This is a genomic window from Neobacillus drentensis (assembly GCF_036966985.1).
GTDB lineage: Bacteria > Bacillota > Bacilli > Bacillales > Cytobacillaceae > Neobacillus > Neobacillus drentensis_E.
Map to the genome: position 1 here is coordinate 1 of NZ_JBALSN010000365.1, position 14,786 is coordinate 14,786.

15 protein-coding genes are annotated in these 14,786 nt (G+C 37.4%); 11 read left to right on the top strand and 4 right to left on the bottom strand.

The features are described from left to right. Nucleotides 1-171 precede the first annotated feature (171 nt). Nucleotides 172-1,092, top strand: coding sequence for a patatin-like phospholipase family protein (locus V7659_RS22000; protein WP_335542274.1), 921 nt, complete (start codon nucleotides 172-174; stop codon nucleotides 1,090-1,092). A gap of 52 nt (nucleotides 1,093-1,144) precedes the next feature. On the opposite strand, the gene V7659_RS22005 is transcribed toward V7659_RS22000, so the two are convergent. Beyond that, nucleotides 1,145-1,699, bottom strand: a complete 555-nt coding sequence (locus V7659_RS22005; protein WP_335542276.1) for a MerR family transcriptional regulator — start codon at nucleotides 1,697-1,699, stop codon at nucleotides 1,145-1,147. An 825-nt stretch (nucleotides 1,700-2,524) separates the two neighbouring features. On the opposite strand from V7659_RS22005, the gene ftsZ reads away from it, so the two are divergent. The 6 genes from ftsZ to glgA all read left to right on the top strand — a co-directional run bounded on the left by ftsZ (nucleotide 2,525) and on the right by glgA (nucleotide 9,842). Continuing rightward, the gene (gene ftsZ / locus V7659_RS22010) at nucleotides 2,525-3,673 is read left to right on the top strand and encodes a cell division protein FtsZ (RefSeq protein WP_335542278.1); all 1,149 of its coding nucleotides are present in this window, start codon (nucleotides 2,525-2,527) and stop codon (nucleotides 3,671-3,673) included. A 267-nt stretch (nucleotides 3,674-3,940) separates the two neighbouring features. Continuing rightward, on the top strand, nucleotides 3,941-4,207 hold the full coding sequence (locus V7659_RS22015; protein ID WP_335542280.1) for a hypothetical protein: 267 nt from the start codon (nucleotides 3,941-3,943) through the stop codon (nucleotides 4,205-4,207). A 108-nt stretch (nucleotides 4,208-4,315) separates the two neighbouring features. Then, entirely contained in the window at nucleotides 4,316-6,271 is a 1,956-nt protein-coding gene (gene glgB / locus V7659_RS22020; protein ID WP_335542281.1) for a 1,4-alpha-glucan branching enzyme, read from the top strand. Then, entirely contained in the window at nucleotides 6,219-7,349 is a 1,131-nt protein-coding gene (locus V7659_RS22025; protein WP_335542283.1) for a glucose-1-phosphate adenylyltransferase, read from the top strand. The genes glgB and V7659_RS22025 overlap by 53 nt, the downstream gene beginning before the upstream one ends. A 30-nt stretch (nucleotides 7,350-7,379) precedes the next feature. After that, nucleotides 7,380-8,396: a sugar phosphate nucleotidyltransferase gene (locus tag V7659_RS22030; RefSeq protein ID WP_335542285.1), complete on the top strand. Its 1,017-nt coding sequence runs from the start codon at nucleotides 7,380-7,382 to the stop codon at nucleotides 8,394-8,396. A 6-nt stretch (nucleotides 8,397-8,402) separates the two neighbouring features. Next, nucleotides 8,403-9,842 carry a glycogen synthase GlgA gene (gene glgA, locus V7659_RS22035; protein ID WP_335542287.1) on the top strand — a complete coding sequence of 480 codons (1,440 nt, stop codon included), beginning with the start codon at nucleotides 8,403-8,405 and terminating at the stop codon, nucleotides 9,840-9,842. 59 nt (nucleotides 9,843-9,901) lie between these two features. Here the strand turns inward: glgA and V7659_RS22040 are convergent, their stop codons facing one another. Together V7659_RS22040 and V7659_RS22045 are read right to left on the bottom strand one after the other, a co-directional pair. Further along, nucleotides 9,902-10,465 (bottom strand): cysteine dioxygenase, encoded by a 564-nt coding sequence (locus tag V7659_RS22040; protein WP_335542288.1) that lies wholly within the window; start codon nucleotides 10,463-10,465, stop codon nucleotides 9,902-9,904. A 12-nt stretch (nucleotides 10,466-10,477) separates the two neighbouring features. Then, entirely contained in the window at nucleotides 10,478-11,404 is a 927-nt protein-coding gene (locus V7659_RS22045; protein ID WP_335542290.1) for a DMT family transporter, read from the bottom strand. Nucleotides 11,405-11,589: 185 nt separating this feature from the next. On the opposite strand from V7659_RS22045, the gene V7659_RS22050 reads away from it, so the two are divergent. Beyond that, nucleotides 11,590-12,387 (top strand): DUF2935 domain-containing protein, encoded by a 798-nt coding sequence (locus V7659_RS22050; RefSeq protein WP_335542292.1) that lies wholly within the window; start codon nucleotides 11,590-11,592, stop codon nucleotides 12,385-12,387. A gap of 66 nt (nucleotides 12,388-12,453) precedes the next feature. Here V7659_RS22050 and V7659_RS22055 read toward each other — a convergent pair whose 3' ends face one another. Then, nucleotides 12,454-12,924 carry a hypothetical protein gene (locus tag V7659_RS22055; protein ID WP_335542295.1) on the bottom strand — a complete coding sequence of 157 codons (471 nt, stop codon included), beginning with the start codon at nucleotides 12,922-12,924 and terminating at the stop codon, nucleotides 12,454-12,456. 190 nt (nucleotides 12,925-13,114) lie between these two features. Here V7659_RS22055 and V7659_RS22060 point away from each other — a divergent pair, with 190 nt between their 5' ends. The 3 genes from V7659_RS22060 to V7659_RS22070 all read left to right on the top strand — a co-directional run bounded on the left by V7659_RS22060 (nucleotide 13,115) and on the right by V7659_RS22070 (nucleotide 14,757). Continuing rightward, nucleotides 13,115-13,876, top strand: coding sequence for a VCBS repeat-containing protein (locus tag V7659_RS22060; protein ID WP_335542297.1), 762 nt, complete (start codon nucleotides 13,115-13,117; stop codon nucleotides 13,874-13,876). Nucleotides 13,877-13,914: 38 nt separating this feature from the next. After that, a complete protein-coding gene (locus V7659_RS22065) occupies nucleotides 13,915-14,403 on the top strand; it encodes a hypothetical protein (RefSeq protein WP_335542298.1) in 489 nt (162 codons plus the stop codon). 93 nt (nucleotides 14,404-14,496) lie between these two features. After that, a complete protein-coding gene (locus V7659_RS22070; RefSeq protein ID WP_335542300.1) occupies nucleotides 14,497-14,757 on the top strand; it encodes a hypothetical protein in 261 nt (86 codons plus the stop codon). Nucleotides 14,758-14,786 lie beyond the last annotated feature (29 nt).

The following is a 14,786-nucleotide window of genomic DNA, read 5'->3' on the forward strand; positions in this document are numbered from 1 at the left end:
ATATAATAGTGGCTGAGGTAGAAAGAAATGGTAAATATGGCTTTCGACGCATATTCACAGTCAGTATACTATAAAGATACTATTACAGAGTATTAATGCCCATTTGAATTCTACTAATAAATGAAAAAGGCAGGATATACTATGAAATTATAAATCGTGAGGTGGAAAAAATTGAAGGCAGATGCTGTTTTTGAAGGTGGTGGGGCTAGGGGAATTGCTTTTATTGGAGCGATTCATGCAATGGAAGAGGAAAAAGTAGAGTGGCAAAGATTGGCTGGAACATCAGCGGGAGCTATCATCGCTGCTCTTTTGGCAAGCGGTTATAAAAGCTATGAAATTAGAGGTCACCTAAGTAAACTGGATTTTTCTAAACTTCGGGGCAGGACGTACTTGAATAGAATTCCTATTTTCGGCTCCTTATTAGAACTACTGTTTCATCTTGGTATGTATAAAAATGATTATTTGGAAACATGGCTGGATTCGCTTCTTACAGAAAAAGGGATTAAGACGTTTGCCGATCTTCCAAAAGATAAATTGAAGATAATTGCTTCTGATGTATCGAATGGGCAGATGCTTATTTTGCCGGATGATTTGGAACGCTATGGGATGACTCCTGCTGAATTAAAAATTTCAACCGCCGTTATGATGAGTGCCTCTCTGCCGTTTTTCTACCGTCCAGTTATTTGGAAATCAAAAGACAGTATAAAATCTTACATTTTAGATGGTGGTTTACTAAGTAACTTCCCAATATGGATATTTGATACGGACAATCCTCGGTTTCCAACGTTTGGCTTCCGTTTTGTGAAAGATAAAGTTAACATAGATGCTGTTATACCAACCCCCCTCCACCTTTTTAAAAATATTATTAAAACGATGATTCAAGCCCATGATTTACGATATCTGAACAAAGATGCAATTGAACGGACTATTCAAATTCCAACAGGTGATATCAATGCTACTGATTTTGAACTGGATAAGGATGAAATCGATTTTCTCTATATGTCAGGTTATGCTTCTACAAAAGAATTTTTATCGAAATGGGATTTTGAACAATATAAGAGTAAAAGAATGCAAAGATCAAAGACTAAGTAGCAAAAATTTATATTTGTAAAAGAAGCCATGCTTATCGCAAGCACGGCTTTTCTCATCGCCACCATTGCCACCATTTCCTTTGCTCTGCAGCTGCGATTTGCTTTCTGGTTTCTTCATTAAACATTTTACTTCGTTCTTTCTCGAGTTGCTCCATCCGTTCTACATACTTGAAAATTAGATTGATTTTCTCTTCTTGCTTAGCTTCCCGAACTGCCTTCTCCTTCAAAAGTTTGATTAATTCTACGTTTATTTGCTCCAAATGTTCTATACGATCCAATAACTCATTAGTGTCAGTATTCTGCTCAAGATCCCCATCATTACTAGTCTGTAACGGTACCTCTTCCGAAAGGGTTACCAGTTTATATTCTTCAGAAACCCATGTCATCACTGCTTCGGCAGAACGATCCATCGTCATACCCTCTTGGTTACAGAATTCGATTAACTTGCGGAGTGTAATAACATCTTTTTCAAAATATGTTCTATGACCTCTATTATTGCGCTGAACTGGATACCCATGTCCTTCCAAGAGAGAGGCATACTTCCGTAATGTACTCGCGTCAATTCCAAGCAATTCCTGTAAATCACTAGGTGAATATTTGGTCGTCATAACACTGCACCTCCAATTTAACACTTCTATAAATCGCTGAGAATTTCCTTTCATTAATTAGAAAATCAATCTTCTGTACTAGTTAGATGTTTTTATCTATTTGCAAGTCAATTCAGTCGCTGATAATCAGCATTGAGAATTATAGGTTTAAGCATTATATGGAAGGATATGGCTAAAAAGGTTAGGATGTCAGAGGTATATTCACGAGTTTGGATGACATTCTTTTATACAGCAAAATACACAGATATTTCGACTTTGTGTGACCTAGGATATAAATGTTAAGATGAAAACTACGTTATAGAACAATTCGCCATGTGAAAAAAACTGAAAGGAATGATTTGTTATCAATCATTTACAATTAAGTTATACGAGCGAAATGGAAAAAGCGATGCGTAGTGCCCATGGTGTAGGTTATGAAGACTACAGTAGACATCATACAGTGAGAATGAGAGTCGAAAAACGCCGTAAAAAGGACTATATTAGGTGTCGCAGAATGACAGCGGATTTAGACCGACTTGCTCATTATAATAATCGCTTAAAGGCATGAATGAAAAGGGAAACCAATGTGAATAAACCACAATGGTTTCCCTTTTTTTACTTTTTAGATCTGGCACTTCTCAATATTTGAAGGTGTGTTTTTTTTACTATTTTTAAATCAAATAAATAGGTGTATCTTAACTGGACAATAAATTTATAGTTAAGTAGACTACAACTAAATCATAATAACCGCCTTTATTTCTTATCAAGATAAAATTTTGGTCTGCGATTATTGTAATGTATCAGGAAAATATCCTGCCACCTAAACTACTATAGAGGAGAATGAACATGTTAGAATTTGATACATCTATGGACCAACTCGCCACGATTAAAGTCATCGGTGTAGGCGGCGGGGGAAACAACGCCGTGAATCGTATGATCGACGAAGGCGTTGAGGGTGTAGAATTTATTGCCGTAAATACAGATGCACAAGCCCTTAATCAATCAAAAGCAGCGGTTACGATGCAAATCGGTACAGCATTGACAAGAGGTTTGGGAGCAGGAGCGAATCCGGAAATAGGTAGAAGAGCTGTGGAAGAAAGTAAACAGCAAATAAAGGAAGTGTTAGAAGGCGCAGACATGGTTTTTGTTACAGCAGGAATGGGCGGTGGTACGGGGACTGGCGCAGCGCCAGCCATTGCAGAAATTGCCCGTAATCTTGGTGCCTTGACAATTGGGGTTGTAACACGTCCGTTTAAATTTGAAGGCAAGAGGCGTGCGGCTAACGCAGAAAATGGAATTAGCGAGATGAGGGAAGCAGTAGACACTTTGATTATTATCCCCAACGATCGCTTATTAGAGATTGTAGATAAAAAAACTCCTATGATTGAAGCTTTCCGTGAAGCGGATAATGTACTCCGCCAAGGGGTTCAAGGAATTTCTGATTTAATTGCTGTACCAGGTTTAATTAATCTGGACTTTGCTGACGTGAAAACCGTTATGTCCCATAAGGGAACGGCGTTAATGGGAATTGGTATTGCCAAAGGTAATAATCGTGCTGTTGAGGCTGCAGAGAAAGCCTTAAATAGTCCATTACTTGAAACTTCCATTAATGGGGCTCATGGTGTGATCATGAACATAACTGGGGGAAATAATTTAAGTCTTTTTGAAGTACAGGAGGCAGCTGATATCGTTGCTTCTGCTTCTCATGAGGAATTAAATATGATTTTTGGTTCAGTCATAAACGAAAACTTAGTGGAAGAAATTATTGTGACTGTTATTGCCACAGGCTTCACTGAGAAAGAGGAGCCAACAATACAAATGTCTACAAAGCCAATAGTGGAAGAGATACCGAATACATATCAAAGGGAGCAACGAGTACAACGTAACCCAATAAACCGTAACGAACAAGTGCATGATTATGACAGACACTCAGAACAGACAGAAGAATCTCTGGATATTCCATCGTTCTTGCGTAATCGAAAAAGACGATTTTGATAAAATTAAAATCCCCTACTAGTTAGATATTAATAGTCTATCTAGTAGGGGATTTTTTAGTAGGCAGTTTTCCGTGATTAATTATTTGAGGGATCGGAAGGGCCTCCTGAAGCTTGAACGGTCCGAATTAATATTTCTGTACTATTTCTATGTTTGAATCCATTGATTATTGCGAATTTTTATGACATTTACACCTCTAGTTCTAATGAAAGACCAATCTAGTATGTTATAATACTATCAAATTAAAAAGAGGCGGGAGTGAATGGTATGATTATTCGAAGCAAAGCGAATGTGGAGCAGTTTTGTGAGAGGTTTGGTGATTGGGGGAGCTGGGATGGTTCGAAACACTACATCGCCATAGAAGATGAAGAAAACAACGGAGTCCTTACGTTTATGCAATATCCTGATGGCACATTGACTGCTCATCGGAAATACCAAACGTATTGGGACATAAAGGAATTCCCAGTTGATACTAAAGATATTTGGCGGTATAGAAAAGTATTAAATAATTATTTGAAAAATATCAATAATTAACATAGGCGACTCTGATTTTTCTGAGTCGTTTTCAACTTTTTAGTAACTCTTATTGTTATGAATTAAACAATTGATTTATGAAAAACTACAAGAGAGCCAACCGGCACTATGAAAGAAAGAGGTGAAAATGTGATTTTAACACATCCTACAGATTATGAAGTACACCTTTTTCATGAAGGAAATTTATACGAGAGCTACAATGTATTTGGTGCTCATCCTGAAACGCAAAAAGGAGTAAAGGGTACTCGCTTCTCTGTTTGGGCTCCTCATGCTATTGAAGTGAAAGTTGTCGGAAACTTCAATAAATGGGATGGCAGCAATCATGGAATGACTAAGGTAAATAATGAAGGAATATGGTCAATATTTATACCTGGCCTACTAGAAAATGAAATCTATAAATATCAAATTGAAACAGCAGCTGGAAATAAGTTCTTAAAAGCAGACCCATATGCCTTTTATTCAGAGGTCAGGCCTCACACAGCGTCTGTAATTTATAATATTGAAGGATATGATTGGCAGGATCAACAGTGGTTCAAAAATAAAAAAAAGAAAAGGATTTATGAAGAACCGCTTGCCATTTACGAGATTCATTTAGGTTCGTGGAGAAAAAAGGATGAAGAAACATTTTATACATATAGAGAGTTAGCTGCTGAACTAATTCCATACGTACTTGAGCATCATTTTACACATATTGAAATAATGCCACTTGTTGAACATCCCTATGATCGTTCATGGGGATATCAAGGAACAGGATACTATTCTACAACAAGTCGCTATGGGAGTCCGCACGATTTAATGTATTTTATCGATCAATGTCATCAAAGCGGTATCGGTGTTATTCTTGATTGGGTTCCTGGACATTTTTGCAAAGATGCCCACGGTTTGTATATGTTTGATGGAAGGCCAACTTATGAATATAAAGATATATTTGTACGGGAAAACGAGGTATGGGGAACAGCCAATTTTGATTTGGGGAAAGGTGAAGTAAAAAGCTTCTTAATTTCAAATGCCCTATTCTGGATGAAATACTATCACGTCGATGGATTTAGAGTGGATGCAGTTGCCAATATGCTGTACTGGAATGCCGGGGGTATTTCTCAAAAAAATGAATACGCGGTATCCTTCTTACGAAATTTGAATGAAGTGGTTTTTGAGACCGACCCTACAGTCCTAATGATTGCAGAAGATTCGACAGATTGGCCGCTTGTGACAGGGCCTGCCTATGAAGGTGGTTTAGGCTTTAACTATAAGTGGAATATGGGTTGGATGAATGATATTTTGAAATACATGGAAGAAGAACCTCAGAACAGAAAGTCTTTGCATGATAAAGTAACCTTTTCCTTAATGTATGCTTATTCCGAAAACTTCATCTTACCATTCTCACATGATGAAGTTGTACACGGTAAAAAATCACTGTTAAATAAAATGCCAGGTGATTATTGGCGTAAATTCGCCCAACTTCGCTTATTATTTGGGTATCTAATGACACACCCTGGTAAAAAGCTCCTATTTATGGGCGGAGAATTTGGACAGTTTGATGAATGGAAGGATTTAGAGGATTTAGATTGGGTGTTACACGATTTTGAGATGCACCGCGTTTTGAATGATTACTTTAAAGAATTAATGCAGTTATACAAACGTACGAAAGCATTGTGGGAGCTTGATCATTCAAATGAAGGATTTGAGTGGATTGATGCTAATAACAAAGATCAAAGTATTTTCTCTTATATAAGAAAAGGAAAAAAAGAAAGCGATCTTCTAATTATAGTTTGTAATTTTACAGAGGTCGTATATGAAAACTTCAAAGTCGGGGTTCCATCCTACGCATATTATAATGAAATTTTTAATAGTGATGCGGTTTCCTTTGGTGGTTCAGGGCAAATAAATAAAAAGAAAATCAAATCCCTTGAAAAACCGTTTCACAACCAGCCAAGTCATTTAGAAATGACCATCCCGCCTTTTGGAATATCCATCTTACAGCCAGTGAAAACAAGAAAGGGGAGTATAAGCAATGGGAAAGAAAAAACAGTGCGTAGCCATGCTGTTAGCAGGCGGTCAAGGTAGCCGATTAAGTGCATTAACAAGACATAAAGCAAAACCAGCTGTTTCATTCGGAGGGAAATATCGAATTATTGATTTTCCATTAAGTAATTGCACAAACTCAGGAATTGATACAGTTGGGGTATTAACTCAGTATCTGCCCCTTGTATTACATACCTATATCGGAATTGGAAATGCATGGGATTTAGATCGAATTAATGGCGGCGTTACCGTCTTGCCTCCCTATTCGGAAACAGCAGGTCTTAGGTGGTATAAAGGTACTGCAAACGCAATTTATCAAAATATAAACTATTTAAAACAATACAATCCGGAATATGTCCTCATTCTTTCAGGTGACCACATTTATAAAATGGATTATTCCAAAATGCTAGCGTATCATATTGATAAAGAGGCAGATGTTTCCATCTCCGTCATTGAAGTACCTTGGGAGGAAGCAAGCCGTTTTGGGATTATGAATACAAATGTGGATTTAGACATTATTGAATTTGAGGAAAAACCGAAAGATCCAAAAAGTAACTTAGCATCAATGGGCATTTACATTTTTAAATGGCCGGTTTTAAGAACCTTTTTAGAAATGGATGATAAAAACCCTGAATCTTCCAATGATTTTGGCAAGGATATTATTCCTCTATTACTGGAAGAAAAGAAAAAGGTAGTGGCTTATCCATTCAAGGGTTACTGGAAGGATGTTGGGACTGTAGGCAGCTTGTGGGAAGCCAATATGGATTTATTAAAAGAGGAAACCGACTTGGATCTTTATGACCGTAATTGGAGAATTTACTCTGTAAATCCAAATCAACCGCCTCAATATATTGCCTCGACCGCTCACATTGAAGAGTCATTAATTAATGAGGGCTGTATTGTAGAAGGGACCATAAAGCATTCTGTTTTGTTCCAGGGCGTTACAGTTGAGGAAGGTAGTGTGATTCAAGACTCAGTGATCATGCCAAATGCCCATGTTGGAAAAAATGCAGTGATTGAACGCGCCATTATCGCTCCAGGAATGACAGTGGAGGACAATGCCGTTATTCGTCCATCAAAGAACAATGATGCCGTCATATTGTATGCGGATGAAGATTAGTTAACAACCACAGAAAGGAAGGTCGATCCTATGCCGTGTTCAATGCTTGGAATTATAAATGCAACGAATGAGTTTGACTCGTTTAAAAACTTAACTGCTCATCGTTCTTTAGCATCTCTACCGTTTGCCGGTCGATATCGATTAGTCGATTTTATGTTATCAAATATGGTGAATTCGGGAATTACCAATGTGGCTATTTTCACTGGAAAAGAAGTTCGGTCACTGATCGATCATTTAGGGTCAGGCAAACAATGGGACCTGGACAGAAAGCGTGATGGTCTGTTTGTCTTTTCCCCTGAGGGCACTTCAAGAATCGAGCGATTTGGTTCTTTTGCCCATTTTGCAAACAATATTACCTATTTCTTACGCAGTAAGCAAAAATACGTAGTGATTACAAATTGCAATACAATCGGAACCATTGATTTTTGTAAAATATTAGATCACCATATTGAAACAGAAGCGGATATTACCGAGGTGTTTCATAATGGGCAATCGCTGCAAACATACATTTTGGACAAAAATTTATTACTCTCTCTGTTTGAACAATACAAAAATCAAGGTTATTACACGATTTTTGATGTTGTGCATGATAAACGCCATAAATTTAAAATTAATATGTATGAATGGGCTGGCTATATTACCATAATTGACTCCCTCCAAAGCTATTATCAAAATAGTTTGGATTTGCTGCAGCCAACCGTATGGAAGCAGGTTTTTACGAAGAATGAGCCAATCTTTACAAAGGTAAAAGATGAGCCGCCAACACAATACAAAAATGCTGCAAAGGTTACGAACTCAATGATCGCAAATGGATGTATTATTCAAGGAGAAGTAGAAAATAGTATTCTTTTCCGTTCGGTTAAAGTTGGAAAAGGAGCTGTGATTCGTAATTCTATTATTATGCAGAAGTGTCAAATAGGTGAGAATTGTATCCTAGATGGTGTAATATTGGATAAGGATGTCAAGATAGATAATGGAGTACAACTAGCTGGAACTAGAGAGACACCTTATCTAGTAGAAAAAGGAACAGTTCAAAAGGGGCGTTGAGAAAAAGTGAAAGTCTTATTTGCAGTATCTGAGTGTGTCCCGTTTGTCAAAACAGGAGGCCTTGCGGATGTAGCGGGTGCACTTCCTAAGGCGTTAAAAAAGTTAGGGACTGAAGTACGTGTCATTTTACCAAATTATAGTTTAATTCCTGAAAAACTTAAAAGTTTATTTCAATTTCAACAAGCGATAAATGTACAGGTAGGATTTCGCAGTCAATACTGCGGTATCCTTACTGCAGAACATGAAGGAATTACCTATCATCTAATTGATAACGAATATTATTTTTATCGTGATTCCTTATATGGTCATTATGATGATGGGGAGCGATTCTCTTTTTTCTCAAAGGCAGTTCTAGAGTGTATTCCACATCTGGATTTTATTCCTGATGTAATCCATTGTCATGACTGGCACACAGGAATGGTGAATTTTGTATTAGATGCCCATTATCGACATATTCCAATATATAAGGATATTAAAACAGTATTTACGATTCACAATTTACAATTTCAAGGGATTTTTCCATATGAGGTAATGAGTGAGCAGTTAGGTTTAGGGCATCAATATTTTAACAGTGAACAACTTGAATTTTATGGGAATATTAGCTTTATGAAGGGCGGTATCATTGCATCTGATATTGTAACCACTGTCAGCCCAACATATAAAGAGGAAATACAAAATCCCTATTTTGGCGAAAGACTTGATGGACTTTTACGGAAATATCGTCATAAGTTAATCGGAATTGTAAATGGTATTGATGATACGGCCTATAATCCTAAAACAGACAGTGATATTGCAGTTCCTTTTGATCTCGATTCCTTAGAAGGGAAAGTGGAAAATAAACAAGAATTGCAGCAATATTTTGGACTGCCTGAAAAAGAAAATACGCCGATCATTGCCATGGTCACACGCTTAACAAGTCAAAAAGGCTTAGACTTATTGCTCCATGTATTTCAAAGTATGATTCAGGAAGATATTCAATTCATTGTTCTTGGTTCTGGAGATCCTACATATGAAAACTTCTTAAAGCAAATGGTACATGAATATCCGGATAAAGTTAGAGTATACATAGGCTTTAATGAATCACTGGCACACCAAATTTATGCGGGAGCCGATTTATTCTTAATGCCTTCTCAGTTTGAACCTTGTGGATTAGGGCAGCTTATTGCCTTGCAGTACGGAACAATCCCTATTGTTAGAGAAACGGGCGGCTTAAATGATACAGTTCATTCTTATAATGAATTTACAGGTAATGGGAACGGCTTCACATTTAAAAATTTCAACGCCCATGATATGCTCCATACCATTAAAAGAGCCATTTATTTTTATCATCAAAAAGAGAACTGGACTAACTTGGTACAAAAAGCGATGAGTCAAGATTACAGTTGGTTACAATCCGCTAAGGAATATAACGAAATTTATGAGGATTTACTAGCAGACTCAAAATAATATGAAACGAAAGGGAGACTAATGTAAATGAACATTGGTCTCCCTTTTTTGCTCAATAGCTATGGACTAACCTTCCTAAGTTGTATTTCCTTCACTTTCTGATATTGCTCATCCGGCCACCATGCACCACAATCGTCTGATACCACACATGCCGCACATTTTTGCAGGTCGTAGACCATCATTCCGGTGATAGGAGGGGAATACAGATGGAGAGTAACCAAATCGGTATTAGTGGAAGCTTTCATTTTATGGATGCCCTTTTTCGGGGCATAAAAATATTTTCCTTTATGATGGATTTCATGAAACAATTCGTTAGGCAGGCCTTCTCCTTTTACCTCAAAAACTGAATTAATGGAAGTGCCGGCAAGGACTTGTATCCAGCCGTGGGAATTTCCATGATCATGGGGGGCACACTCCAACTCTGACCAATTCATGGCGAGCAGTTCAACTTCTTCGTTTTTAAAAAGAAGCTTCCGATTGTATGGTTTTCCAGGGGATGGTTCTGGTAATTGTGCAAGTTCATCTAGAGTCAGATCGATTTTTAAAAGAGCCGCTTTCAAATCTGCTTTAGATGGACTTTTTAAAGTACCCAAAATAGTCTGTAGCTTCATTGTCAAAGTCATAAAGCTGTCCTCCTACCGTCGTTTTTTCTTAAAGAGGTTGACCAACATAGGCATAAGCTGACCGTTAACAATATTCACTCCAATAATAATTATGATTCCCCCAGCAACACTTATGAGAAAAACTTTTTCATCCAGAAGCAAAACCGCAGCAACTAACGTTGCGATCGGCTCCATATATAGAAACATTGAAACCTTTGAAGCCTCTAACACCTCAAGTGCTCTACCCCAGTACCAATAAGCAATTCCCGAAACAAAAACCCCAAGAAACAACAAATGGGCCCACTCCGAATAGTTCAGATGAGAGAGTGATTCCCAGCCTTTATTTCTAATAAGTAATGGTGTGGTTAGAATCAAACCTATTAAACTCATATAAAACGTGATTAAGAGAGGAGAATATGGAATTTTTAAGCTTTTTAAAAGCACTGAATAAACCGCCCAATTTAATGTGCTTAACATCATAAGAAGGAAGCCAATATTAATAGAAAACTGAAAGGATTGACCACTTCTTGTTGTAGTGACGATTAGGACACCAGTTATCGCGAGCACCATTCCTACTGCCTTGGATATACTCAACTTTTCATGTAAAAAGAGAATGGAAAGGATGACTGTAAAGATCGGGGAAAATGAAATAAGCCAACCAGCAGATGAAGCGTTAATCGTCAACAAAGCTGTTGCTTGAAGTATCTGATGAACAAATACCCCAAGGATGCCGAGGATCATCAAATGTGGGACATATGTAAAGGAGACGAGTAACCGCTTACGCTGCATTAGTATTAGCAACAGCAAAAATAAGGATCCTATACCAAACCGCACAACGAGTAACGAATATGGATCCAATTTTCCTAACACAGCCTTCGTCGATACAAAGGAAACTCCCCAAAAACTAATCGACATGGTTGCATATAACGAGGCAGTTAACTTCGATTTATAATAAGTCAAAATAGAGCATCCCCTTCAGTAAAAAGGTGGTTACATCATCATATGCTTGTCCTGCAAGAAGATGTTAATAGCTTTTCGCAGCGAGCTTGGGTACCTGATTATTTTTTCCAGCTTTTTTTCATAAGAAGCAGGTTAGTAGAATAACATCAAAATAGTGTGTAGTTTACTAAGTGGGAGGAATAAACATGAATGATATCTTTGAGAAAACTGCTAGATTTGAACACCGTTTTTGGCTTCAAATATTAGGTGATCATTCAAGGTTTATATACGAATCGTTAGCCCCCGTTCAAAAAGAGGAAATTGAAAAGGCCTTAACTTTTATTCGAGTATTTGACAAACTACTGGAGCGTGCGAAATCCGCAGATCTAGTGCCATTAATCAGCGAAGCTCAATCCGAAGTTATAAATTTACGAGAATTTAAATTGGATTTGCTAAGAAAACATCTGATTGGAAAAATAAAAATTCACCTTTCACCTACCTTCATAAATCATATGGTAAATGAGTTAGAGGAGTATTTAAGAATTTTAGAACACTTAAAGGCTGGGCAAGTCCCACCTGTATACCACGAGCTCCACCATCACCTTTTGTGGTTATTAGATGCAGCAGGGCATGCAGAGGCAATTTCCACCAATTTAGATGGTGTTGAAAAGAAACTAAAAGAAAAAAGTAATTCATTTATGAAGAATTTTGAAAATTTCTACTTAAAAGCCGTAGAACTTGCAGGGTATTTAAGAACCAATCTAGCTGCTTTTCCTGCTTTGGATAAAATGAATTTAGACAGCCAATTAGAAATTAAGTTATTTCAAAACTTTCTACAGGAAATCGAAGAACTTAGACTAAGTAAGCAAGCATTAGGAACCTTTGCCCCCTTAATGGCGGATCATATGTACCGTGAAGAATGTTATTATCTAATGAAGTTAGCAGAATCGACAAAACTTAATCCACCAAACTGTGATCCTGCTAAACCTAGACTAAAAGAATGAAAACTAAGCATCGATAAAAGAGAGAGGGAACGTAATCCGCTCTCTTTTGGAGTTTCCGTTGTCTTATTAAAAGCAAGTAAACGATTGGATTTGTCGTAAGTCTATTCCAAAATAAACCCATCTAAATCCAGTCCAACGATACCCTGAGACAGAGTTTCGACCAACATGTGTTGGATAAAACCAGAATTGTTCAAAACCTCTCAGCCATACATACGTGTATCTAAATAAGCATCCTCTAATACCGCCTGGGTCAACTGCATATGCTGATGCTTGTTGTTGAGGAACAAAAGATGGCGGTGGTGAAGTTGGTGGTCCTGCCTCTGAGCCTTGACCTGGTGGTGCAAACGGTGGTGGTGAAGTTGGCGGTCCTCCCATTGGACCTTGACCTGGCGGTGCAAACGGAGGTTGAAATCCACCAAATTGTCTGTCACCAGGAATGGAATGGTAATAATTCTCCACTTGGTACGGAGTTGAATATAAATAATCTTCTTGACTAGTTGGATAGTTATAATACTGAGGTAGGTAATTAGGATACATAAATTGCACTCCTTTACAATTAAACTCACACCATCATATTCATAAGTCATTTACCTATCAACTTGTACTTTGGTAAAAGTGTATTTATTTTTCGATAAAAAAGATCATTTTCTTAACCTTTTGGTGTCATCTAGGCATTTACCTGCATATGGTAAATCAAGTAAAGGCAAATGTTTGAAGGGGGATCTATTTGTACAGGCAATTTCAACAACAAACCTATGGTAATGATACGTATTCTGGAAACATTGTGTTGCTTGACATGAGGCAAGGTGATGTTACAGGTGACGGTATAGTGGATTACGTCTATCTATATGGAAGAAAAAACGGTGAAACTGAAATCTTCGCTGATCAAATTACACTCGTCATTCAAGATGGGCGTTCGAAACAGATTTCAACCATAATTCTTCAAAATAATGCTGGATACAATGCTCAGCTCTTTCTGGGGGATTTTTCTAATGATAATATATTGGATATTTTGGTAAGTATTGAAACGGGTGGAAGCGGAGGATACGGTATTTTCTATATTTACTCCCTCAGAAATAATATCCCACGCCTATTGTTTGATGTTGAAAAATATAATAAAAGTTATACCTTCAAAGTCAATTATGAGGACTTTTATAAAGTAACTGTAGGAAGCCCTTCATTAGATTTGCTTTTCACACTAGATATTAGTTACAAGGGGTATGATTATCTATCTGAGCTATATGATGAAAATGGCAAATTAAAACAGCCAGTTAAAGGCGAAGTTCTTGCTGCAGCAGCAGTATATCCCATTGTTACAAATGGAAAAAGCCTTAGTTATGATTTACTTGTTCTTCAACGGATTATTGGTACGTCTAATGCGGATACATTAGGTTATGCCGAGAACCTTTTAACATGGAATGGAACTCAATTTATATCCACATCATTGGCACTAGAGATTTTTGGAACAAAGTTAAGCAGTACCAACTAGTGTCGGCTACAAATAATATAAGAATAGGAGGTAAATGGATGACAAAATTTTTTTCGTTTCATGGAACTGTCACCATGATTACTGACCTTGTAGGACAAAATGGTACAGGAGAAGGCTGTAATAAATTAATTTCTGTAGAAAACGGCACGGGAGCAATAGTGAATTTCGTTGTGTCACCAACGACTTACTTTGTTGACCATGTAATGGTGGCAGTAGGAGATCGCGTGACTGGTTATTATGACGGAAATGCACCTGCTATTCTCATTTACCCTCCACAATATCCAGCACTTGTCATGGTAAAGAAAAGCCCATATCAGAATGTAAAAGTAGATTATTTTAATAATGAATTGGAGAGTAGTGATGGACGATTACGATTAAATTTATCTCCATATACCCAAATACTTTTAACAAATGGGCAGCCCTTTACAAGAAACCCTGCGAATAGAGATCTTATTGTCATTTATGGACCAGCCACAAAAAGTATCCCCGCCCAAACCACACCTTATAGAATTATCGTATTGTGTTAGGAATGTTAATTAATTACATCTTCCTTATTTTTCAAGAACATTGTACAAGGTTTTTTCCATAATCTATTGTATCAATACATGAGGGTGTTCATTATGAGAAGTAAAAGGGAAATTCAAGGTCAACCACAGACAATGATTGGTCAAGCATGGACCGGCAGACATGTGATCTTGCTTCACTGTACAAACAATAATCAATTCATAAATCTTTATAAAAGTTACCATGCTCCAATTGAGCCACCACGTCAAAATTGTGCAGAAACGTTGTCACAATTATTAAGTATCGGATATCGAATTATGGCGATTACTCCCATCTCAGCCCATCATATTCAATATTTTTTAGTCCTAGGGGACTAAGAAAAAAATGGGCCCATTCCGTTGAGGAG